General features: G+C 65.7%; 19 protein-coding genes. 8 read left to right on the forward strand and 11 right to left on the reverse strand.

Annotated features, from left to right (window positions below; all coding sequences use genetic code 11):
• The first annotated feature begins 3 nt into the window (after positions 1-3).
• From HV670_RS07615 to HV670_RS07630, 4 genes are all read left to right on the forward strand, one after another.
• Positions 4-1,038 (forward strand): LacI family DNA-binding transcriptional regulator, encoded by a 1,035-nt coding sequence (locus HV670_RS07615; RefSeq protein WP_175104153.1) that lies wholly within the window; start codon positions 4-6, stop codon positions 1,036-1,038.
• Positions 1,035-2,009 (forward strand): ribokinase, encoded by a 975-nt coding sequence (rbsK, locus tag HV670_RS07620; RefSeq protein ID WP_175104154.1) that lies wholly within the window; start codon positions 1,035-1,037, stop codon positions 2,007-2,009. The genes HV670_RS07615 and rbsK overlap by 4 nt, the downstream gene beginning before the upstream one ends.
• On the forward strand, positions 2,006-2,404 hold the full coding sequence (rbsD, locus tag HV670_RS07625) for a D-ribose pyranase (RefSeq protein ID WP_175104155.1): 399 nt from the start codon (positions 2,006-2,008) through the stop codon (positions 2,402-2,404). Before rbsK ends, rbsD begins: the two co-directional genes overlap by 4 nt.
• 72 nt (positions 2,405-2,476) lie before the next feature.
• Complete coding sequence (locus HV670_RS07630; protein WP_175104156.1) at positions 2,477-6,517, forward strand: DUF748 domain-containing protein; 4,041 nt, start codon at positions 2,477-2,479, stop codon at positions 6,515-6,517.
• 112 nt (positions 6,518-6,629) lie between these two features.
• Here HV670_RS07630 and HV670_RS07635 read toward each other — a convergent pair whose 3' ends face one another.
• Positions 6,630-6,974 (reverse strand): L-rhamnose mutarotase, encoded by a 345-nt coding sequence (locus HV670_RS07635; protein ID WP_343054355.1) that lies wholly within the window; start codon positions 6,972-6,974, stop codon positions 6,630-6,632.
• Between the two features lie 372 nt (positions 6,975-7,346).
• Between HV670_RS07635 and HV670_RS07640 the strand changes: the two genes are divergently transcribed.
• Genes HV670_RS07640 through HV670_RS07655 form a run of 4 tightly spaced genes read left to right on the forward strand, consistent with a single transcriptional unit; the run spans position 7,347 to position 10,903 of the window.
• Positions 7,347-7,607, forward strand: coding sequence for a phosphopantetheine-binding protein (locus HV670_RS07640; RefSeq protein ID WP_175104157.1), 261 nt, complete (start codon positions 7,347-7,349; stop codon positions 7,605-7,607).
• A gap of 7 nt (positions 7,608-7,614) precedes the next feature.
• The gene (locus tag HV670_RS07645; protein ID WP_175104158.1) at positions 7,615-9,033 is read left to right on the forward strand and encodes an NAD(P)/FAD-dependent oxidoreductase; all 1,419 of its coding nucleotides are present in this window, start codon (positions 7,615-7,617) and stop codon (positions 9,031-9,033) included.
• Complete coding sequence (locus HV670_RS07650) at positions 9,033-10,085, forward strand: chorismate transformation FkbO/Hyg5 family protein (protein WP_175104159.1); 1,053 nt, start codon at positions 9,033-9,035, stop codon at positions 10,083-10,085. The genes HV670_RS07645 and HV670_RS07650 overlap by 1 nt, the downstream gene beginning before the upstream one ends.
• Positions 10,082-10,903, forward strand: a complete 822-nt coding sequence (locus tag HV670_RS07655; RefSeq protein WP_246257106.1) for a glycosyltransferase family 2 protein — start codon at positions 10,082-10,084, stop codon at positions 10,901-10,903. The genes HV670_RS07650 and HV670_RS07655 overlap by 4 nt, the downstream gene beginning before the upstream one ends.
• A gap of 9 nt (positions 10,904-10,912) precedes the next feature.
• On the opposite strand, the gene HV670_RS07660 is transcribed toward HV670_RS07655, so the two are convergent.
• The 10 genes from HV670_RS07660 to HV670_RS07705 all read right to left on the reverse strand — a co-directional run bounded on the left by HV670_RS07660 (position 10,913) and on the right by HV670_RS07705 (position 22,741).
• Positions 10,913-12,238 (reverse strand): cation:proton antiporter, encoded by a 1,326-nt coding sequence (locus HV670_RS07660; RefSeq protein ID WP_175104160.1) that lies wholly within the window; start codon positions 12,236-12,238, stop codon positions 10,913-10,915.
• 4 nt (positions 12,239-12,242) lie between these two features.
• The gene (locus HV670_RS07665; RefSeq protein WP_246257109.1) at positions 12,243-12,779 is read right to left on the reverse strand and encodes a hotdog family protein; all 537 of its coding nucleotides are present in this window, start codon (positions 12,777-12,779) and stop codon (positions 12,243-12,245) included.
• Positions 12,773-13,717, reverse strand: a complete 945-nt coding sequence (locus tag HV670_RS07670) for a beta-ketoacyl synthase chain length factor (protein ID WP_246257111.1) — start codon at positions 13,715-13,717, stop codon at positions 12,773-12,775. Before HV670_RS07670 ends, HV670_RS07665 begins: the two co-directional genes overlap by 7 nt.
• A complete protein-coding gene (locus HV670_RS07675) occupies positions 13,714-14,970 on the reverse strand; it encodes a beta-ketoacyl-[acyl-carrier-protein] synthase family protein (RefSeq protein WP_175104161.1) in 1,257 nt (418 codons plus the stop codon). Before HV670_RS07675 ends, HV670_RS07670 begins: the two co-directional genes overlap by 4 nt.
• A complete protein-coding gene (locus HV670_RS07680) occupies positions 14,967-15,803 on the reverse strand; it encodes a polysaccharide deacetylase family protein (protein ID WP_175104162.1) in 837 nt (278 codons plus the stop codon). Before HV670_RS07680 ends, HV670_RS07675 begins: the two co-directional genes overlap by 4 nt.
• Positions 15,804-15,811: 8 nt before the next feature.
• Complete coding sequence (locus tag HV670_RS07685) at positions 15,812-18,337, reverse strand: MMPL family transporter (RefSeq protein ID WP_175104163.1); 2,526 nt, start codon at positions 18,335-18,337, stop codon at positions 15,812-15,814.
• Positions 18,334-19,047 (reverse strand): LolA-related protein, encoded by a 714-nt coding sequence (locus HV670_RS07690; protein ID WP_175104164.1) that lies wholly within the window; start codon positions 19,045-19,047, stop codon positions 18,334-18,336. Before HV670_RS07690 ends, HV670_RS07685 begins: the two co-directional genes overlap by 4 nt.
• On the reverse strand, positions 19,047-20,114 hold the full coding sequence (locus HV670_RS07695; protein WP_246257113.1) for a lysophospholipid acyltransferase family protein: 1,068 nt from the start codon (positions 20,112-20,114) through the stop codon (positions 19,047-19,049). The genes HV670_RS07690 and HV670_RS07695 overlap by 1 nt, the downstream gene beginning before the upstream one ends.
• 126 nt (positions 20,115-20,240) lie before the next feature.
• On the reverse strand, positions 20,241-22,037 hold the full coding sequence (locus HV670_RS07700) for an AMP-binding protein (RefSeq protein ID WP_175104165.1): 1,797 nt from the start codon (positions 22,035-22,037) through the stop codon (positions 20,241-20,243).
• 8 nt (positions 22,038-22,045) lie between these two features.
• Complete coding sequence (locus HV670_RS07705) at positions 22,046-22,741, reverse strand: COG4648 family protein (RefSeq protein WP_175104166.1); 696 nt, start codon at positions 22,739-22,741, stop codon at positions 22,046-22,048.
• Positions 22,742-23,246 lie beyond the last annotated feature (505 nt).

Genomic DNA, 23,246 nt, shown 5'->3' on the forward strand with positions numbered 1-23,246 from the left:
TTTATGTCGACCATCAAGGACGTTGCGGTGCGTGCGGGCGTGTCGTATACGACCGTGTCGCACGTCGTGAACAACTCGCGGCCTGTCAGCGACGACAAGCGCGTGCGCGTCCTGGCGGCGATCGCCGAGCTCAACTACGTGCCCTCGGCGGTCGCGCGATCGCTCAAGGCCCAGGCGACCGCGACGATCGGCCTGCTCGTGCCGAACAACACGAATCCCTACTTTGCCGAAATCGCACGGGGCATCGAGGGGTATTTCCGGCGCCATGGCTATTGCGTGTTTCTCTGCAACTCGGACAACGACGTCGCCACCCAGCGCGAATACTTGCGCGTGCTCCACGAGAAGCGCATCGACGGCCTGATCGTCGCATCGGCGGGCGACGATGAACACGCCTCGTATGCGTTGAGCCATGCGGGCGTGCCCGTCGTGATCGTCGACCGTCCCATCGCGGGCTTGCCGGCGGATCTAGTGCAGATCGACCACGAGGCGGGGGCCGCGCTGGCCACGCGTTATCTCGTTGATCTGGGCCATACGCGGATCGGCTGTATCGCGGGGCCCGCGACGACGGCAGTCAGCGCGATGCGTGTCGCGGGCTTCCGGCTCGCGATGGCCGAGCGCGGTCTCGAGGTGCCCCCCGGCGCGGTCGTCGAAGGCGACTTCTCGAGCCCGGGCGGCTATGCGGCCGCGTCGATCCTGTTCGACGGGATCGCGCCGAGTGCGATTTTCGCGGGCAACGACCTGATGGGCATTGGTGCGCTGCGCGCCGCGGCCGAGCGCGGCATACGCGTGCCGGCCGATTGCTCGATCGTCGGATTCGACGACGTCGAGCTGAGCCGTTATGTCTACCCTTCACTGTCGACTGTCGGGCAGGCGATCCTGCGGCTTGGCGAGATGGCCGCAAGGACGCTGCTCGACCGCATCGATGGTACCGTCACGGGACCCGTGCGCAAGCATATGATCGAGCCGCGCCTGGTGGTGCGCGAGTCGAGCGCCCCGCCGGGCATTCCTTTTTTCACAACGCATGATTCGAAGCAATGAACAAGAACAACAACACATCAACCCATAGCGGCCACGGCCGGGTCGTCGTGATCGGCAGCCTCAATATGGACCTCGTCGTGCGCGCTGCACGCATGCCCCATCCGGGTGAAACCCTGGTCGGTGAATCGTTTGCGCAAGTGCCTGGCGGCAAGGGCGGCAATCAGGCCGTCGCCGCCGCGCGGCTCGGCGCGCAGGTATCGATGATCGGACGCGTCGGTAACGACGCGAATGGCAATCAACTCAAGCAGGGGCTCGAGAAAGAAGGGATCGACTGTACCGGTGTGTCGGGCGATCCGCATCTGCCCACCGGCGTGGCGGTGATCACCGTCGATGATGCAAGCCAGAACGCAATTGTGATCGTCGCGGGCAGCAATGGCGCGCTGACATCGGAGGCGGTCGCGGAACATGAGCAGACCATTGCACAGGCTGCCGTGGTGGTCTGTCAGCTCGAATCGCCGGGTGAGACCGTGTTCGAGGCGATGCAGATCGCGCGCCGCAACGGCTGTGTCGTCGTGCTCAATCCCGCCCCGGTGACCGGCCCGCTCACGCGAGCCTGGCTCGAGACGGTGGACTTCCTGATTCCGAACGAGATCGAAGCGGCTGAACTCTCGGGCGTCAAGGTCGTCTCCCCGGAGACCGCGCGCGCCGCTGCCTGGGCCTTGCGCGAACAGGGTGCTCGTCATGTGATCGTCACGCTTGGCGCGCAGGGCGTATTCGTGCTCGGCGCCGACGAGGGCCGGGAGGGCGGGCGACACTATCCCGCGCGCCGCGTCGAGGCGATCGATACGACCGCGGCCGGCGATACCTTCGTGGGTGGCTTCTGCGCCGCGCTCGCAGCCGGACGCGCGAGTGACGATGCGGTGCGTTTCGGTCTTGCCGCGGCGGCCCTGTCGGTCACGCGTGCGGGTGCGCAGCCCTCGATTCCTTATCTGCATGAAATCGAGAGCTCCCCGGGCGTGCCCGTGCCATGAAGAAAACCCAATTGTTGAATGCCGCGCTCTCGCGCCTGATCGCGAGCCTGGGTCATGGCGACATGGTGCTCGTGAGCGATGCGGGCATGCCCACGCCACATGGCACCCCGGTCGAGATCATCGATCTCGCGCTGGCGCCCGGCATGCCGGGTCTCGTCGTGACGACCGAGGTGCTGTTGACGGAGATGCAGGTCGAGTCGCATATCGTTGCGCACGAAACATTCGCACGCAACGACGGCTGGCTCGAACGGCTGCCGGCTGCTCAACTCGGCACGCGGCAGATCGTTTCACATGAGGAGATCAAGAAGCTTGCCTACCATGCGCGCGCCGTGATCCGCACGGGCGAGTGCACTCCCTATGCGAACCTGGTGCTGATCGCGGGCGTTACATTCTAGGCACGCACGGATACGGGTGGTTGTTATACTCGCGAGAGGAGACGACTCCCCGATCTGTCCGCGAGCCATTTCATGTCGACGACGCACAAGCTATCGCCTGCCGAAGTCAAACAGCATCTGGTCCGGATCGGTAAGTCTCGCCGTACGCATCGCTGGTTGCTCGGAGTTCTCATCGCGATCGCGGTCTTCGGACTGCTCGGCTTCTTCGCCGCACCGCCGCTGATTCGGCATGTCGCGGAACAGCAGCTCGGCAAGATGCTCGAGCGTCCCGTATCGATCGGGCGCATCGCACTGAACCCCTATACGCTGAATTTCGAGGCCGACCGGGTCGCGATCGCGGAGCGCGGCAACACAGGACCGTTCATCTCGCTCGACAAGCTGATCATGCGGCCTTCATGGGGCTCGCTGTTCAGGCTTGCGCCGGTCGTCAACGAATTGACGATCCAGGCACCGCACTTCCATATCGTGCGGACCGCGCCGCAACGCTTCAACTTTTCCGATCTCGTCGACAAGTTCTCGAAGCCATCGCCGCAGCCCGCCGTCAAGCCGCTTGGATTCTCCGTCTCGAACATCAAGCTGGTCGACGGCCGGATCGATTTCGACGACCGCGTGCTCGATGCACAGCATGTGATCGATGACTGGCAGCTCGGCGTGCCGTTTATCGCGACGTTGCAGTCGAAGACCGATATCTACGTCCAGCCGCTGCTGAAGATGCGCATCGACGGCAGTCCTCTATCGATCACCGGCAAGACCAAGCCTTTCGCGAGCTCGCGCGAATCGGATATCGCCTTGCAGTTCCAGGGGCTCGATGTGCCGAAGCTGCTCTCCTATTCGCCGGCGCCGCTGCCCGTGGCGGTCACGAAGGGGGCGCTGTCGTCGGATCTGGACATCCGTTTCCTCATCGACAAAAACGGGCCGATCCTGACCGTGACGGGCACCGTCGATCTCACAGGTCTCGCGGTGACGGACCATGCCGGCACCGCGCTTGCGAACGCGGAGGCAATCCACGTGGCCGCCGCATCGGTCGAACCGTTGCGGCGGGTGTTTCATTTCGACGAGGTCCGGCTCGACAAGGCAGTCGTCAATCTGTCACGCGACGCGCAAGGCAAGCTCAACGTGTTGTCCCTGCCTGCGCCGCCGCCCGTGGCCGCGAGAGCGGCCGCGCCCGCATCGGACTCCACTGCGGCTGCGGCGCCGGTCCCGGCTCCTGCTTCACAGTCACCGTCACAGTCACCGGCGCAGTCAGCTTCGCAGGCGGCCGCGCCCGTTTCCTCCGCCTCGGTCGTTGCTGCGGCGTCGGCTTCTGCTTCCGCTTCCGCTTCGGCATCCTCCGCTTCCGCGAGCAAGGACGCCGCCACACCACCACCGGTCGATTTTGCTGTCGCGAAGCTGTCGATCAACGATGCCGTGATTCACGTCGTCGACAAGCTGCCCACGAACGGCCCGATGCGCTTCGAGGTGACGAACCTCGATGTCGGCGTCACCCGCTTCGCCACGCTGTCGAAGGACCCCGCCCACTACACGCTCACGAGCGGCTTCAACGATGGTGCCTCGATCAAGGCGGCGGGCGATCTCTGGCTCGGCGCCGGCCGCACGCGCCTCCAGTTCGATGCGAAGCGAATCGCGCTCGCTCCCCAGCAGCCGTATCTGAGCCCCTTTCTCGCGGGCACGGTTACCAAAGGCACGCTCGATCTCAGCGCACCGCTCGATGTCGACTGGTCGAAGGCGCCGCTCGCGCTGCATGTCGGCAACGCCTCGGTCGGTCTCGACGATCTGCAGCTCGTCGCGGAAGAGAGCAGGCAGCCCGTGCTCGGAATCGGCCATGCGCTCGCGCACATCGATCATGTCGATCTCGGCGCGCGGGAGGCTGTCGTGACCTCCGTCGAGCTCGATGGTCTCGCAGTGAAGGGCCAGCGCCTGAGCGATGGAACGATCGACCTGATGAAGCTCCAGCGCTCCGGCGCTTCGGCGCCCGGACCCGCACAGGCGCCGGCCCTGCAAGCGGCAGCGAAGGCGGTCAAGGGCGCACCCGAGCAACAGCCCTGGCACTACCGGATCGACTCGCTGGCGCTGCGGAAATCCAGTGTCGAATTCACCGACCGGACCACGGCGAAGCCCGTGGTTGTCATGATCGAGCCGCTCGATTTCACGCTCAAGGGACTCAGCGATGACTTCAGCAAGCCGTGGCAGATCTCGACGGCGGGCACGCTGAATCGCAGTGGAACCTTCGATGCAGACGGCCGCGTCTCGCTCGAGCCGCTCGATGTCGCCCTCCGTCTGAACGGCAAGCGGCTCGATGTGGCGGCCGTCGAGCCCTATTTTGGGCGGTACCTCAACGTGACCGTCGCGAGCGCGCGTGTCAACGCGAGCGGCGAGCTCACGCTGTCGGGCAGCGGTCCGACCATGAAGACGGGCTACAAGGGCGATGCCGCGATGATCGATGTGCGCATGCTCGACAAGCTCACCTCGCAGCCGTTCGGCGGCTGGGGCACGCTGTCGTTTTCGAAACTCGCGGTGAGCCATGACGAAAAGCACACCAGCGTGTCGGCGGGGCTCGTGACCTTTGCGAGCTTCTACGGAAGCGTAGTGCTCGACAAACAAGGGCGTTTGAATCTGAAGGACGTGCTTGCCGAACCGGGTGCGCCGAAGAAGTCGATGGCGACCGACGTGGCCGCTTCGGCTTCGTCGACCCGGGCCGACTCGAAGCCTTCGCGCGAGACGGAATCGAAGGTGGTGTCCTCCGCGGGGGCTGCGTCGCGCGTCGAGGCAAGTCCGGCGACAAGCTCAGTGGAGGCCCCGGTGGCCGCCGCGCCCCTTGCCTCGAGCGCTACTGCAACGGGTACTGCAACTGGTACCGCGGCGGCTACCCCCGGCACGCCGGTGCAGGTAGCGAATGTCGCCAAACCCGACCTCGACCTCCGCTTCAACCAGCTCGTGCTGCAGAAGGGCCGGGCCGTCTACGCGGACAATTTCATCCAGCCCAACTTCACCGCGCGCTTGGTCGATATCAACGGCACCATCGGTGCATTCGGCACGCGCTCGACCACGCCCGCGCCGGTCGACATCGAGGCCAAGCTCGCCGCCAACGGACCGGTGACGATCAAAGGCTCGATCAATCCGCTCACGCGGATTCCCGCACTCGACGTGACCGCGGCGGCCCACGACGTCGAGCTGACCCATCTCACGCCATACTCGACGAAATATGCGGGCTACCCGATCACCAAGGGCAAGCTCAATGTCGATCTCCACTACGTGCTCGACAACGATCACCTGTCAGCCGACAACCATCTGTTCATCGATCAGCTGACCTTCGGCGACCACGTCGACAACGACACGGCGACCAAGCTGCCGGTCAAGCTCGCGGTCGCGCTGCTGTCGAATTCGCGTGGCGAGATCGACGTCAATATTCCGGTGTCGGGCTCCTTGTCGAACCCGGAGTTCAGCGTCGGTGCGCTGATCTGGCAGGCCGTGCTGAACCTGCTCCAGAAGGCGATCACGGCGCCGTTCTCATTGATCGCGAACGCATTCGGCGGCAGCGGCGGCGGCGGCCACGGCGAGGACCTCGGCTACGTCGAATTCCCGCCTGGTCGCGCGAAACTGTCCGATGAGCAGAAGACGAAACTCGACACCGTCGCGAAGGTGCTCAACGACAAGACCAGCATCAAGCTCGACCTGATCGGCCGGGTCGATCCGAAGGTCGACGAGCCGGCGTTGCGGCAGGTGTCGGTCGATCGGCAGATCAAGGCGCAGAAGATCAAGGATGTCGTCGGCAAGGGCGAGAGCATCGATACCGACGAAATCACGATCGCCCCCGACGAATACGACAAGTACCTGACGCGCGCCTGGAAGGAGGCGGATTTCAAGAAAGAAACCAACCTCGTCGGACTGACGAAATCCCAACCCGCTGACACTATGAAGCAGATGCTGCTCGACCATACGACGGTCGACGCCGAGCAACTGCGCCAGCTTGCCCAGCGCCGGGCATCGGTGGTGCTTCAATACTTCCAGGGCAAGACTGACCTTGGGCGCGTCTACATCGTCTCGCCGAAGCTCGATGCGGACGGCATCACGGACCAGGGCCCGACGACACGGGTCGACTTCAGTCTCAATTGAGAGCGCCCGGCACGCCCGGACATTCGAGGCGGGCCGGGGGGCGGCGCCCGCACACTGGCATCAGGACGCGCGGCCGGTTGTGGGGCGTGTCGGGGGTATTTCAGGATGCCCCTCAGGGCGCGTAAAACACGCTTTCCATCGATGCCCACCATTCGCCTTCGTTGCGATCGGCAAGCGGGCGCTGGATCGGCTTGCAAATGCTCCACCACTGCTGGACCCGTTGGTCTTGCGCAAGCATCTCCATATCCGCATCGAGATCTTTCCCGACATACTCAAAATAGCTGAACAGGTAGGGCCTACCGTCCGGCATCTGGCGAAGGAAGATCGAATAGTTGCGGATATTGGCGCGTTCGTTGGCCGCGAGCACATCGGGCCAGACAGTCGCATGCAGGCGTTTGTATTCTTCGATCTGGTGCGGATCGATGCCGATCACCGCGCCGATGCGTTGGATTGCCATCGTGTCTCCTTGTTTGTCCTACGGGGGTAACCGGCAGCCAGCTCACATTGCCATCGTGCCGAAGCCCCGGGGGTGCGCCGTTATTCGCCAAGGTGGTAGCTCGAACTGGAAGCCGGATGAAAGATGCGTCGTACCATTGTGTCCGATTCGGTCGCCCTGCGCACGTTCAGGCACCGGATCGGCCCGGGAAGCCATGGGATTTGCGGGACGATCCCTTAAGGATCTTCGGCAAGACGCATCAGGCACATACCTTGCGCATACTGTAGCCAGTTTTACCGGACGTATCCAAATGCTTCGGTGATTGCTCGGCAAAGGGGCGTCCGTATAATCGAATCCATGCTGTCCCCGGCACGCAACGATCCCCAAGACGATATGAACGAACTTGAAACCGAACTGGCCGCGCTGATCATCGGCGAACTGAACTTGCAGGACGTGACGCTTGCCGACGTCAATTCACGGACACCCTTATATGGAGAAGGCTTCGGCCTCGATTCAATCGATATTCTTGAAATCGCATTGCTGATTTCGAAGAAGTACGGATTCGAACTGCGTTCCGACAACCCGGACAACAAGGTGATCTTCAGCTCCCTCGGCCGACTTGCGGCGCATGTTGCCGCGCACCGGGCCACATAGGACAGGCATGGACGACGTCGAGCGCGCATCGGGCGCGCAGCCAGCTTCGCCGGGCGAACGGCTCCCCACAGGGGCGCAGGGGGGGGCGCGGACCGAAACGCAGGGGACACCCTCCTTGCAGCCGCCCTGCGACGTGCTCGTGATCGGCGGTGGCCCCGCAGGTGCGACCTCCGCGATCCGACTCGCGCAGCGCGGCCATCGGGTCGTGGTGCTCGACAAGGCGCGCCATCCGCGTTTTCATATTGGCGAGTCGCTGCTGCCCGCGAACCTGCCGCTGTTCGACCAGCTCGGCGTGGGCGACGAGATCCGGGCGATCGGCATGGACAAGCGGGGTGCCGAATTTGTCTCGCCATGGCATGAACACAAACAGACGTTCTATTTCGCCGAGGCCTGGGACAAATCGATGCCGGCGGCCTATCAGGTTCGCCGCGCGGACTTCGACGAGATCCTGTTCCGGCGCGCACGCACGGTCGGTGCGACCGCGCTCGACGGCTGCCGCGTGACCGATGTACGCTTTCTCGAGGACGAGAGCGGCGCGGTGGTGAAGGCCTGCCGCGAAGATGGCGAATTGCTCGAATTCCACACCCGTTATGTCATCGACGCCTCGGGTCGCGATACCTTCCTCGGCAGCCGTTTCAAGGCGAAGGTCCGTAATCCGCGCCACAACAGTTCCGCGCTCTACGGCCATTTCGTGAATGCCGAGCTGAACGCGGGCAGCGACGCCGGCAACATTACCGTCTTCTGGTTCGAACACGGCTGGTTCTGGTTCATTCCGCTCTCGGACGGCACCACGAGCGTTGGCGCGGTGGTCTGGCCGTACTATCTTCAATCGCGGAAAACCTCGCTCGAGACATTCTTCCGCGCGACGATCGCGATGTGTCCGCCGCTCGCCGCGCGCCTGTCCGAGGCGACGCTCGTCAGCGGTCCCGAGGCGACCGGCAATTTCGCCTACAAATGCGATCGCCTGCGCGGCCCGAACTACCTGCTCGTCGGCGACGCGTTCACCTTTATCGACCCGGTGTTCTCGTCGGGCGTGATGCTGGCGATGAACGGTGCGTTCGCGGCCGCCGATGCGGTCGATGCATGGCTTACCTCACCCGCGTCCGCGCCGGCAGCGTTCCGACGTTTCGACCGTATGCTCGAGCACGGTCCGAAAGCGTTCTCGTGGTTTATCTATCGGGTCACGAATCCGACCATGCGCGAGCTGTTCATGGACCCGAGGAACAGTCTGCGCATGAAAGAGGCGCTGCTGTCCGTGCTGGCCGGCGATATTTTTGGCAAGACGCCGATCTGGCCTTCGATCTTCGCGTTCAAGACTGTGTACTACCTGGCGTCGGCGTTTCATCCGAAGCGCACCTGGACCGCGTACCGGCGGCGCCGCAACAATATCCGCGAGGTCGCGGAGCCGCTGGGCAGGAGTGTGTGATGGAGGTTTTGCGGGACCCGCGCTGGGTCGCACATGGCGTGCTGGACCGATTCGCGACGGGCTTGCCCGAGCGGCTCGATGCGACTGTCGAAGGCCGCCGGGGCTGCGTGCGTTTTGTGCGCAATGACACTGTGCTGTTCGGCGTGATCGAACTCGATGAGGCGCCACTGACCGCGGGGTTCGTCCGCGCGGCCGCCGAACCGGGAGCGCCTGCTCGCGTGCTGCCGGTTGAGGCGGTCACCCGGCAGGCTTACGATGCACTGTTCGCCTGCGTGGCGGCGGAAGGCTTTCCCTATCTCGCGCGCATCTGGAACTTCATTCCCGACATCATCGGCGAGCAGGGCGGCCAGGAGCGCTATCGCCTGTTCAATGTCGCGCGGCAGGCGGCCTTCGCCGCCGCGGGCCGCACGGTGACGGGGGATGTGCCGGCCGCGACGGGGATCGGTCTGGACGCGGATCGCGGCGGGAGCGGAAGGGCGGAGGCTCATGCGGATTCCGACGAGGGTTCCTGCGTGAACCCCGGCGTGGACTCCGACGCCGAACCCGTCGCCGGTTTTGTCCCGCATCGGCTCCAGATCTACTTCATCGCATCGCGCATCCGAGCCCTGCCGATCGAGAACCCACGTCAGGTCAGCGCATTTCACTACCCGCCGCAGTACGGGCCGAAAAGCCCGACTTTTGCACGAGCGGTCGTGCTGCCGATCGAGCCGGCGCCCTTGCTGCTGATCTCGGGCACCGCGAGCATCGTCGGTCACCAGACCGTGCATCCCGGCGATGTCGCCGCCCAGACCCGCGAGACCATCGCCAACCTGTCGGCGCTCGTGGCCGCAGCGAACGAGCGCGTCGGCAAGGCGTCGTTCTCGCTCGATCGTCTCGCCTACCGGATCTACATTCGCCGGGCATCCGATTTCGCGGCGGTGCGCGCGGTCGTCGAGACGCAGCTTGGCGCCATCCAGCATCACGAGGTGCGGGGGGATATTTGCCGGCCCGATCTGCTGGTCGAAATCGAGGCAAGTGGAGCAGGGCGCGCCGCGCCCGGCGATTCATCATGAATGACATGACCGAACCGTTCGCAGCCATGGCGAGCACGATCCGCTCGAGCACACATCTGGTGTTGATCCCCAGCTACAACCCGGGCCGCAAGGTGTTCGACACCGTGCGGGCGGCGCGCCGGCAGTGGAACCCGGTCTGGGTCATCGTGGACGGCAGCACGGACGGCACCGCCGAACAACTGGCCGCGCTTGCCGAAGTCGACGACGGGCTCGAGATCGTGGTGCTGGCCGAGAATTCGGGCAAGGGCGCAGCCGTGCTGCACGGGCTCGAGCGTGCCGCCCACGCAGGCTATACGCATGCGCTCACGATGGACTCCGATGGTCAGCACCCGGCCGATCTGATTCCCCAGTTCATGCAGGCTTCGGCCAAGGCACCCGATGCCATGGTGCTGGGCCGGCCGGTCTTCGATTCGAGCGCGCCGTTCGAACGCGTGTTGTGCCGCAAGATTTCGAACGGTCTGACCGATCTCGAAACACTCTGGGCCGGTATCGGCGACTCGCTTTACGGCTTTCGCGTCTATCCCGTCGAGCCTTTGCGTCGCGTGATGCAGGGCCAGCGCGGCATGCGGCGCTTCGACTTCGATCCCGAGGCCGCCGTGCGGCTCTGCTGGAGTGGCGTGCGGCCGATCAGCCTCAGCGCGCCGGTGCGCTACTTCCGGGCAGACGAGGGTGGCGTCTCGCATTTCAACTACATACGCGACAATCTGTTACTGATGCGCATGCACTTGCGCTTGTTCGCGGGTTTTATCGTGCGCCTGCCGCAGTTGCTGAATAGACGCAACCGGAGCCGCGGCACACACGCGAACGGACAAACGTAGTCCACGGGCTCATCGCGTGTGCAATGCCTGCTTCGCATCGCGCACGCCTCGTGCGAGGGCACGGCGGATCAAGGGCATCGGGATTACCGTGCTGAAGAGCGCCATGATCACGAGCATCGTGAAGACGTTCTGCGAGATCACCCCGAGGTCGTAGCCGACATTGATGACGATGAGTTCCATGAGCGCGCGGGTGTTCATCAGCACGCCGAGAATATGGGACTCGCGGGCATCATGCCCGCAGGCGCGCGCCGCAAGCCAGGCGCCGCCGTATTTTCCCACCGTGGCCAGCAGGACCGTCAGCGCGCACCAGCCCCAGAGCGCCAGCGAGTCGAGTCCGCCGATATTGGTCCGCAACCCCGTGTAGGTAAAGAAGATCGGCAGGAAGAACACCAGCACGAAGCGGCCGACCGTCTCGCGCCACGCGTCGACAAAGGCCTGCTCGTCATGGAGCAGCACACCCATCAGAAAGCCGCCGAAGATTGCAAAGATGCCGAGCCGATAGGTCGCCATGCCCGACAGGAAGATTGCTGCGAGTACGCCGCCCATCAGCGTGGGGTCGAGCTGTCCGGTGCGCTCGAGCGATGCGTGGAATTGCCGTACGAAGCGTTTCATCAGCGGCCGCACGACCACCAGGCTCACAGTGGCGAATGCGATGACCAGGGCCACGCGCAGTGCGAAGCTTTTCCACTCGAGCCCGGTCGATACGAGCGCGGTGATCAGCGCGAGCAGCAGCCAGCCGATTACGTCGTTGATCGCCGCCGCGCTGATCGCGATCACGCCAAGCGGCGCGCGCGTCATATCGAGTTCCATCAATATTCGGCCCAATATCGGCAGCGCGGTGATCGACAGCGCGACCGCGACGAACAGCGCTGCGGCGAGCGGCGGGGCGGCCGGCGACAGGATCGGTGCGCTGTAATAGCCGAGCACGAGGCCGAGGGCGAAGGGCAGCGCGATGCAGGCCATCGCGACGGCGAGGGTCGTGGTCCGGTTGCGCGATGCGCGCAGGTGCATGAAATCGAATTCGAGCCCGATCTGGAACATCAGCAGGAGCAGCCCGATCTGCGAGAGCATCTGCATCGGCCCTGGCGGCGCGGTGCGGAACACATACCCGAAGGTCTCAGGTGCGAGCGCGCCGAACAGCGACGGTCCGAGCATCAGGCCGACGATGATTTCACCGACCGCCGCGGACTGGCCGAAACGTCGCGCGAGCACGCCGCCCAAGCGGCCCGCGAGGACGATGATGGTCAGTTGCAGCAGGATCAGGAACAGCATCGCTTCGGCCTGATGGACCGTGCTCGACGGGGTATGCACAGCGGCCTGGGCGAGCGGATGCATGATGTCAGTTCCTTGAAGGGTTGGGGCGGCCGCCCGAAGCGGGGCCCGCGTCGAGCATGACGGTTGCCCGGCCGCTCGCTATGAAGTGCGTGCCTGCGCTGACTTCGAAGGCGTAGAGAATATTGCGGGCATCGCCCGACAGGCGCGTCGCTTCGCAGCGCAGGGCCGCGTCGAGCGGGTCGAGCCGATCGACGCCATAGTGGACGCTGCGTACCGCCGTCAGAAAGCCCGCGCCCGGCGCCGCATTGCGATGCGCGAGCACGGCGCCATGCGTGGCCATCGCCTGTGCCGCATATTCGATGGCGACGACGGCCGACAGCCGGCCGCGCGAACGCAAGGGATGATCGGCGCGGCGATGGCTGCTTGCCAGGCAGACGATATGCTGCGCGTCCCACTCGATCACCGAGTCGAGCAGGCACATCGCACCCTGATGCGGAATATGCGCGGCGATCCAGTCATGATCATGGAGGATCGCGACGGGCGACGCGGCATCCGGATCGTCAGGACTGATTTCCGGAAGTGAGGTGCGGAACTTCAGCATGGCCTCACCGTAACATGCAGGGCGCCGTCCGGCTGATATTCGATGACGCGTTCGACGGGCCCACGGGTATCGCCTGCGGCAAGTGCCGCGAGGGCGGCCAGCAAGGGCAGGCTGCGCGCCGACGGCACGCCGCGCCGCAGTGACTCGAGCCCCGGGTCGGCCAGGGTGTCGGGACGCGCGTCGGTCAGCGTCACGTCGAGGCGCGCGAGCGTCTGCGCCGAGCGCTCGGCGGCCAGCACGAGCGCCACCCCGAACGTGGCGGAAAGCGGCCGCACGGAATGAAGGGGTTCGGGGTAGTCCGACTCGTAGGCGACGAGCATCACGCGGGTGCCCTCGCAGACGATCTGCGCGAGCGCGTCGAGCAGGCCCGCGCCGAAACTGGCGTCGTGCGCGCAGAGCACGTTCGAGCTCGCCATGTCGCGTGTCGCGATGCTCCAGTAGCCGGACGGCGCGTTGTGGACCGAGTTGTGAAACCGTGTGGGCGAGATTTTCTTGTCGTCGGACGCGAGCGTCTCGCAGATCTGGTGATAGTTGAGGCCGTCGCCGCCCGACGAGGCGAACACCGTCGGCAAGGGACCTTCGTCGGCCAGTCCGTCTCGCGGCGTATTGCGCGATTCGCGGTGCGGATCGCTTTGCAATTCGGCTGGCGATCCAGCTTGTGATTCGGCTCTTGATTCTGCTTCCGACGCGTCTTGCCGCGCAAGCTCCGGCCTCGCCCTTAGCATGCGCATGGCCTCTTCCGCTGCCGCAAACGCGATGCGCACGACCGGTACCGCGCGCCGCCGTTCGGCCGGGGGCAATTGCCCGGGCGGCGGCAACTCGGTGGGTACGTTGTCGTAGGACGCGGCGCCACGCAGGATGTCGGCCGTCGACGGCCAGTCGGCGAGCCCGGGACCGCGCACGCCGATCGCTTCGACATAAGCGCTGAGCACGGTCATGGCGCCTCCTGGTCGCGTTCGCGCAGCAAGTCGGAAACGCCCGCGACATTGGCGAACACGAGACTGCAATTGGTCCCGCCGAAGCCGAAGGAATTGCTTAGCACATAGCGCATTTCGGCGAGTCGGTTCTCGAGCAGATAGTTGACATTGAGCGTCGGATCCACACGCCGCGAATTGATTCCGGCTGGCATCATGCCTTCGCGCAGCGCGAGGATCGACACCACGGCTTCGAGGGCCCCGGCCGCGCCGAGCGTATGGCCGGTCGCACCCTTGGTCGAACTGCAGGGCGTCATGCCGAACACCTTCGAGACCGCGAGCCCTTCGGCGATGTCGTTGCTGGGCGTGGCCGTGCCGTGCAGATTGATGTAGTCGATATCGGAGGCGTCGAGGTTTGCGCTTACGAGCGCGCCGCGCATCGCAATCTGCGCGCCGAGCCCTTCGGGGTGCGGCGTCGACATGTGATGCGCATCGCTCGACTCACCATAGCCCACGAGCGCCATTCCGCCGGCGTCGGGGCGCCCGGGCCAGCGTTCGAGCAGCACGAAAGCGGCCGCCTCGCCGATCGAAATGCCGTTGCGATCGGGATCGTAGGGGCGGCAGGCCTGCGCAGAGAGCAGTTCGAGTGAATTGAAACCGTAGATCGTCGTCTGGCACAGCGAATCGACTCCGCCGACGATCGCCGCGTCGATGAGTCCGGCCGCGATCATGCGTGCCGCGGACGCAAACACTTTGGCGCTCGACGAGCATGCCGACGAGATCGCCGTGCTCGGGCCGCGCGCGCCGGTGAGCCTGCGCACGAAGTCGACGGCCGAATAGGGGCTGTGCGTCGCGCCATAGTCGAAGCCCGATGGCAGCGCGCCGGTCTGCGGGACACGATGCCGGTAAGCGAGTTCGGTCTCGAGTACGCCGCCGGTGCTGGTTCCGATGATCACGCCGACGCGTTGTGCGCCATAACGCGCGACCGCGAGGCGCGCCTGGTCGAGAAAGCCGTCGGCGAGCAGGCCCAACTGGGCAAGCCGGTTGTTGCGGCAGTTGAACGGCGCGAGCGGCGCATCGAGCACGATGTCGTCGACACCCGCGACCGGACCGAGGAAGGTGTCGAGATCGGTTTCCGCAAAGGCGTCGCGGACCAGGCCGCCACGCCTTTGTCTGAGCGACTCGGCGAGCGCTTCGTTGCCGATGCCCGCGCAACTCGTCGCCGTGTAGTGCGATACCAGCAAGGGCAGTTGGGCGGGGCGATAGATGCCGCTCATAATAGTTCGCGCAGAAGAAGAGGTTCGAGTTGCGCGCGCCGCACGGCGTCGAGCAGGCCCGGCAGGACGTCGAGCACGACCGGCTGGCCGCTCTGCGTACGCGCCGCATGGCCGTCGTGCAAGAGCAGGATGTCGCGTGCCGCGAGGCCGTCGAGCAGGCGCGCCGCGACACGCGCCGGATCGCGCTCGCGCGTGTCGAAGCCGCGCCGTGTCCAGCTCACGAGCTGCAGATCGAGTTGCTGGAGCAAGGGATCGAGAAAAGGATTGCGCAGGCCGGCCGGCGCGCGGAAGCAGCGCGGCTCGGTGCCCGTGACGTCCGAGATGATCTGCTGCCCGCCCACGATCTCGCGGCGCATCGCACGCGGCCCCGAGAGGGAGAAGGTGTGCACGTGCCGGTGCGAGTGGTTTTCGAGCGCATGGCCGCGCTGGACGATCTCGCGCGCGAGCGCGGCGTGTTCGAGCACCCGCGTGCCGATGCAGAAGAAGGTCGCCTTGACGCCCGCCTGGTCGAGCATGTCGAGCACGCGCGGGGTGACCGCCGGGTCGGGGCCGTCGTCGAACGTCAGCGAGATCGCCCGTCGTGCAGCCGCCTCGGCGGGCAGCCGCACCCAGTTGCTGCCATACCATCGCGAGCGCGGCCAGAGGCCGCCGAACGCAAGCAGCCCATGGTTGACGGCGATTGCGCCGAGCGTCCACGGCCAGAGTTGCGGCACGGCCATCGTCACGATGCCGGCGCCGATATGAAAGCCGACCGAACCCCTGACGAGCGGCGTCTGCCGGACGCGCCGGTGCGGTGTCTGCGGTGTCTGCGGAGTTGAGTGAGCGGCAGTCATCGGAATGTTCACACCTCGCGGGCGGCATTGGGTTGATCGGAGCGCGCCGATGGAACAGAGCGGGCAGGCGGGTCGTCCGCAGGCAGCGTGCCTGCCTCTCGCGCGGCCGGCTGCTCGACAGTATGTCGCGGCGCAAGCAGTGCCGACATCCAGAGTGCGAGGATCGCGCCCGGGCCGACGGTTTCACCGAACGCACGCAGCAAGGGCAGCGATGACAGTGCGAGCACGCCGAACCCGGCGACGGTCGTCAGGTTTGCGACGGCGAGCGATGCGAACGTGATGGCCTCGGGCATATCGCGATCGAAGTTCCGGTTGAAGAACAAGGCGTAGTTCGACCCGACCGCGACGATCAGCAGCAAGCCGATCACGTGCAGCAGGGTCAGCGAAATCCCCGCGAGCGCGAGCCCGGCGATTACCGCGATGACTGCCGCGGCAAGCGGCCCGATCACGCGCAGCAGTCCCGCGACCGAGCGCAGCATCAGTGCGAGCAGCGCGAGGATCAGCACCAGCCCCGCGAGCGAAAGCTTGACCGCCTCATGCATGTAGCTATCGTACATCGAGTCGCTCGCGCCCTTGAGGTCGACGAATGTGATGCGAGCGGGCGTGTCGTTCAGACCGGCAAGCGCGGCGCGGACCGCCGGGGCATCGATTTCGCGAGCGCCCGGCCCATTGGGCAGCCGCAGCGGCAGCAGGGCGTCGCAGCGACCCGGCGAGCAATTGACGAGGGCGTTGACGCCGACGCCGAGCGAGGTGCCGCGCAGCCATCCGGCATCGAGCAGGGGCTCGTTGCGTGCCGTGTCGACATCGCTGATGAATGCCTCGAGCGATTTTGGATCGAAGGGCGTGCCCTGGACTGCCCGTGCGACCCGTGCCCGCAAATCGGGCGCAGCCGGCAGGGCATCCTGCCGGCTGCGCTGGGCGGCTTCACTCGGCAGATAACGGGCAGGGGTCTCGTAGCCGCCGATCGCATGGGAGGCGACCAGCCGGTCGAGCATGGGCGCGGCGGCTTCGGCGCCCTCGAGCGCGGCATCGAGTGTGGGCGCGGAGACGACGGCCATATAGCGTGCATCGGGCGCGTTGATCTGCGCACGCAGTGCGGCATCGCGTGCCTGCGCCTCGGGCGTCACGGGGCTCAGTGCGTTGAGCTGGTCGTTGAGCCAGGGTTTCGGATGAAACAGCACCGCCGCGAGTACCCAGGCGAACAGCGCCGCGATCGCGATCCAACGAAAGCGCCGTGCGGCGTTCGCGATACGTGCGAGCCGGTCGCCAATGCCGCTCATGTCGCGCATGGTCAGCGAAAGCGGCATGAGCGCCGGCAGCACCCAGCGCGTGACCGCAGCTGCGACGACAAGGCCCGCGATCGAATACACGCCGAGCTGTGCAAGCCCCGGGAAGCTCGAGAAGGTCAACGCCGAGAAACCGCAGATCGACGTGAGCATACCGAGCCGGACCGTCGGCCATGCACGTGCGACCCAGCGGCGCAGCCGCGCATCGCGATTGGCCCGGCGCGCGGCGGGATGAGGCTCGCCGCGTCGCGTGGCATCACCCGACTGGATGAACAGGTAGATCGAATAGTCGACGGCTTCGCCGATCAGCGTGGTTCCGAAGCCTAGCGTGATGCCATGGACGCTGCCGAAGCCGAGACTGACCGCGGCAACACCCGCGAGCGCGCCGCTCAGGACCGGCAACAGGCTCAGGCCGAGCATCGTCACCGAGCGGTAGGCGAACAGGAGGATCGTGACGATCAGCACCGCGCTGACGATCGAGAGGCGTGCGACCTCGTGCTTGATCATCGCGCGACTGTCGACCGCAAAGGTCGGCGCACCCGTGATCTCGAGCGTCAGTCCGGAATGCAGCGCGTCGAAGGTGGTGCGCAAGGTCTGGATCGCGTGCTCCTGCGCATCGGTGTCCGAACCGCTCGCGACCGTGGTCAGCAGCATCATCGCGCGCTGGCCGTCACGCGATGACCAGGCCCCATAGGCGACAGGCGGGTGGCCGCCCGCATCGAGCACATCGGCGAGGCGCAGCATCTCGCCGGTCGGATCGCGATTGACGAGCGGCTTGAGCGCCAGGCCCGCGGGCGACGCTAGCAGATCGAGTGTATCGGCGAACGACGCTTTAAGTCCGTCGACGGTGAAGTGCGCGGGAGTCACCGCCGGACTCAGGAGGTAGCGATAGCGAAACAGCAGCGCGCCGTCACGATCGCGCTGTGCGGGATCGAGCGCGCCGTTGACGACCGACTCGAACTGCGCATCGGTGCGCAGTCGCGTGCCGAGGGCAAGCGATGCATTCGCACGTTGCTGCGGGGTGCCGCCCGAGACGGCAGCGAGCAGGGTTCGCGACAGCACGCCGTCCTTGAGCTGTTCGACGAGCACCCGTTGCTCGGCGTTCGGGTTGCGCGGAAGGAAGGCCGACAAGTCGGTCGTGAACGTCGTGCGGGCCACGACGAGCAGGCAGGCCGCGAGGAAGATGACCCAAAGCGTCAGTGCCACCCCGACGCGGCGGCCGGGCAGGCGCGGCGCGGGTGCACTCATGGCGTGTCGGTCTCGATCGTCATGACGGAGCGGTCGCCGTCGGCCTGGAAGGTTTCGATCGTATGAATCTGCGCGACATGATCGGTGCCTTCCCCCCCGCTGACGACGATACGGTCGACGCTCTTCGTGAGCGATGGATCGGACGGTTTGAGCGTCAGCTGCCAGGCGCGGGGGGCGCCGGCCAGCGTGAGCGTGTAGACGCGCTCGAGGCTGCTCCGGTCGCCAGTCAGCGTGCCACGGATACTGTCCACGAGCATCGCGATCTCGGGGTACTGCGAAAGCGATACGACGCGCTGGTTGCCGCCGCGCGACATCGTCACGGTATCGCCGTCGACGACCAGGGACTGTGCGCGCGGTGTGAGCGTCTGCTGTTCGAAATGATCGGGCGCGCGGAACATGAGGGTGCCCGACGATTCGACCGGACCCTTCAGGTTCGACAGGTACTTGAGTTCGGTAAAGTGCGCCTCGCCCGACTTGCGTTGAGCGAAGGCATGCATCAGCGTATCGACGCTGAACGATGCGGTGTCGGCCGTCGCATTGTCCGCTGCATTGGCGCCTGCCCCGGCGGCAGGTGTTGCCGCCCATGCGGGTCCGCTCGCGGCACAGAGCCCCACCCCGGTTCCCACACAAACGCCCATGGCCAGCATCAACGTGGCCATCGCCCGCGTTGCCAGGGGACGCGACACAGCTTCATGCGACGCAAGGTGCATCAGAGGTTCTCGCAAAAAAGATCGTTGTCCGACTGCTCCGACCAGAACGGGAAGAAATTGAACCAGTTGTAGGGAGAGGCCCGGCAGTGCTTTTCGAGCAATGCCACGTATCGTTTCATCGCGGCCTCGATCGCGGCATCGCGGTCGGCGCGCGAGACCGCCGAAAAATCGGCGAGCGTTTCGAAGTGGACATCGTAGCGGTTCCCGCCCGAATAGATGCCGGTCATGAAGATCACCGGCCGGCGCATCAGCGCGGCCAGCCGGAAGGGCCCGACCGGGAACGGTGCGGGTGCGCCGAGAAACGGCAGTTCGACCGTCGTCTCGTCGGCCGGCGTGCGATCGGCCAGCAGGCCGACCATCTCGCCGTCGTCGAGCCGCTGGCGCACCTTGAGCATCGAGTCGACACGCCCCATCGGGATGATGTCGAGCAGGGCCTTCGGATTGATCGCCTCGATCGTCGCATTGATCTTGCGGGCATTCTCCTCATACATGAGCATCGATGCCCGCATGCCCGCCATCTGCCGACCAACGGCCGACAGGACTTCGAAGCTGCCGAGATGCGCGCCGATCAGGAAGGCGCCGCGCCGCTGCGCGAGCTGGGCCTGCATGACTGCGCCGCCATGGATGCGGATATCGAACAGATGAAAGCGATCGTTGATCAGGAAGATTCGGTCGTGAACCGTTCCCGCGAACGTGGAGACCTGGCGGAACCCATCGAGCGGCGAAGCCCCGTGACCGAGCACGCGCCGCAGATAATCGAGCGAGGCACGGCGTGCGCTGGGCGCGAAGCACATGAAGTAGGCAGTGATCGGATAGATCGCGAGCCGCGAGAGCGGCCGGCCGATCAGGAGCGACAGTCTTGCCATCGTCCGCAACGCCCATAAGGTGCTGCGCTCCGGGCTGCGCGCCCAGATCGAGGCACGTGGGGCACGGGAAGGCGAATCGGCGTGCAGGCCGTCGCTTGGCGTCGCGCGGGGCGCCTGCGGGGCCTGGGCAGGGGCGGCGGGATCCTCGCGTGAGGGCCGGCCGGCCTGCGGCTGGGGGTGGATATCGGGGGTCGAACTCATGTCCTCAACATACCCTGCCGATCGGCGCATGGGTGTAACAAGTTCTTGCCGAATGTGCCAACAGATTCAAACAGCCACATAAGACTTGACGTCGGCCACGCTGAAGTGTGCGACCTGCGAGCGGCTTCATGGCACGACCGTGCCGCGCGCGACGAGGCGCTCGACGGCACGGATCTCGAATTCGATCGAGCCTGAAGGCAGCGTGCGCTGTTCGAGCGTAAGCGGCTCGCCGGGTGTCACCGGGCTCAGGAATTTGGCCGAGGCGAGCTCGCAAGCCGACAGCGGCAAACCGGTCGAAGCACTGATCACACTCAACGCTTCGTCGAGCAGCACGACGCCGGGCAAGACCGGCCGCCCGGGAAAGTGACCCGCATAGGCGGGATGATCGACCGGGACGGACAGCGTATTGACGCTATGCCGCCGCGACGCGACGTGCTGATCGTAAAGGAACTTCAAGGTGGCGCGCACGAGCTTGCCGGTGTCGTTGCGAGGCAGCGCATCGACGAGTACGAGCGGACGCGGGAGGAATGCCGGTTCGATGCGTTCCCGCAAGCTCGCGAGCAGCGTCGACACAGTCATCCCGGGTGCGACGGCGAAGGCCGCGAGCCGCGTGACGACGCCGGGTCGTTCGTCGTCGGGCATGAAGAAGCCCGCGTCGAGCACGCCCTCGATGGCGGTGATCTGGTGATTCAGATAGCCGATCGAGGTTCGCTTGCCCGCAATGTTGACGAGGTCCGCGGTGCGGCCGGTCAAGGCAAACTGAGTCGCATGGCCTTGCGCATCGAGCGTGCCGCGCGGTTCGAGCAGGTCGCCGAGCGCAGTGGGCGTTTCGATATGACCTTGCGAAGCCCAGGTTTGGCCCTCGCGCCATTCGAGATGAATGCCCGGCATCAGTTGCCACGTATCGCCCTGCGTGGTGCGGCGAGTCGCGATCTGGCCCGTCTCGGTGCTGCCATAGATCTCCATGAGCGGGGCGTGGAAGGCCTGCTCGGCCCGCACGGCAAGTTCCTGGGAGAGTGGGGCGGTCGCGGAGAGGATGAGGTCGAGTTCGGGCAGACGCGCGTCCTGCCCATCGAGACTCAACAGCAGCGAGCGCAGATGGACCGGTGTCGAGATCAGCGCACGGGGCCGCGGGGCGGCCTCGAGCACGGCGGTGACGTCGGCCGGATAGAAGGGCCGCGACGCATCGAAAGCCTGGGCGCCGATCAGCGCGAGCAGCACGGTCGACTCGAAGCCGAACATATGCTGCGCAGGGACGGTGCCGACAAGGGTACATGGACGCTCCGCGTCGAGGCCGAGCGCCGTCATCGCGACATGGACGCAGTGAACCAGGCGCCCCCACGTCTTCGGATGCGGAACGGGCACCCCGGTCGAGCCGGAGGTGAACACGTACGCGACCACGCGGTCAGCTTCGATCCGTGGCACCTCGAACGGTTGGCTGCGGTGGCCAGCAAGGGTTCGCCCGAGCGTTTCGGACGGGGAGGCTATGGCAGGCGCGCCGGGGACATCGAGTGCGTTGGGACCACCACGCGAGTCAATCGTATCGGGCACGTCGGACGTGCCAGGCGAATCGGGCGTATCAAGCGTAGCCAGCGGATAGCGAATCGTCGGCAAGGGAATGCCGTCGTTGTCCGAATCGGCCACGCAGAACGCGGTGGGTGCGAACTCGGTGAGCTTGCGCACGGCCTCGGCCGTGTAGGTCGACGGCAGCAAGGTGATGCGGCGCCCGATCATGGCGGCAGCGAGCGTCACCGCGAACGCGTAGCGATCGCTGCAGGCGTTGAGCAGATGGAGGCCCGGCGGCAATGCAGCGGCAACCGTCCGGACGTCCGCGATGAAGCGGGCGGCGCGAATCGGCTCGCCGTGGCGCCAGGCGACGACTGCCTCGCCATGGGTATGGGAAATCAGCGGGAAATCTCGCATCCGCCACCTCAACGTGAGCCGGCGCGCGATGGATCTGGCGTACCTGGCGGCGGCATCATCGCCAGCGCTCGGAAGGTATCGATGGCGGCCGACCGTTCGCTTGCCGGAATGACCATGCAGCGGATTGCATATTCGATGACAAAGAAGGCGGCCGTCAGAGGCGCAGTCGAGAACCAGACGAAGTGCGTCCAGGCCTGAAACGGTTCCGCGATATACAGGATCACCGATGCCATCGCGACGGCGGCGAACATGGCGGTCCATGTCGCGGTCACGCCGCGCGTGTAGCGCTCGACGCGGGGCGTCAGATTGCGGTGCACGCGCCGGGCAACCTCGGTACACAGCGGTTCGACGCCCGGGCGCAGCGTGCGGGCGAACCAGTGAGCGAACGTGAGGTTCGCGACCACATGGTCGGCAAGATAGGCGAGCCGGATATAGCGCAAGGTGCCGTCGGCATGCGCGATCCAGACGGCGGCGATGGCCGCCGCCAGCACGCTGAGCATGCCGGCATAGCGCCAGCGCGCCGTGAGCCCGCGCATCGCGATCAGCAGGAAGGCGACCGGCGGCGCGACGGCGACGAGTGTCTGCCAGAGGCCGGCGGCGATGGGGGTCCCCTGCTGGGACCCGTGCGACAGCAGGCCGCGGGTCAATGAATAGAGCGCACAGCCGGCGAGCACGACAGCCAGTGCCACGAGGGCGGGCGGCATCCGGTTTGAATGCCGCGGTCTGGCGGATCGGCTCTCCAGTGCGGGACGCTTAGGCATGGCGTTCAATAGGGCACCGAAAATCGAGGACTGCGCAGCGCGGGACGCGCTGCCATGTCGGTTATACATTGGCTCATGGGCAGGGCTATCGCTGGGTCAGGCGTCAGGTCCTTCGTTTCAAACACCGGGTGGACGTCCAGCCCTGTCCACCCCGCAATTTCGTGTTCGCCGCGGCCCGCGACCCCCGGCACCTGCCCGACCGCGGGGTCCGGCCGCAGGTCAGCGCGCATCTTACAAGTCGGTTCGGAGACGGGCAAGACTGACAAATCGCCTGTTCGGGCCCCATGTGCCACGTTGCCGTCGAGGCTGATTGTCTGCTGGCCGCCTTACAAAATGCCTTACAAAAGCGCTGACAAAAGCGCTGACAAAAGCTCTGACAAAAGCTCTTACAAAAGCTCTGACAAAAGGGAGCGCAAAAAATATGCCTGGAAGGGCGGGCGGTCTGCCA

It is taken from the genome of Pararobbsia alpina, assembly GCF_902859895.1.
Classification (GTDB): domain Bacteria; phylum Pseudomonadota; class Gammaproteobacteria; order Burkholderiales; family Burkholderiaceae; genus Pararobbsia; species Pararobbsia alpina.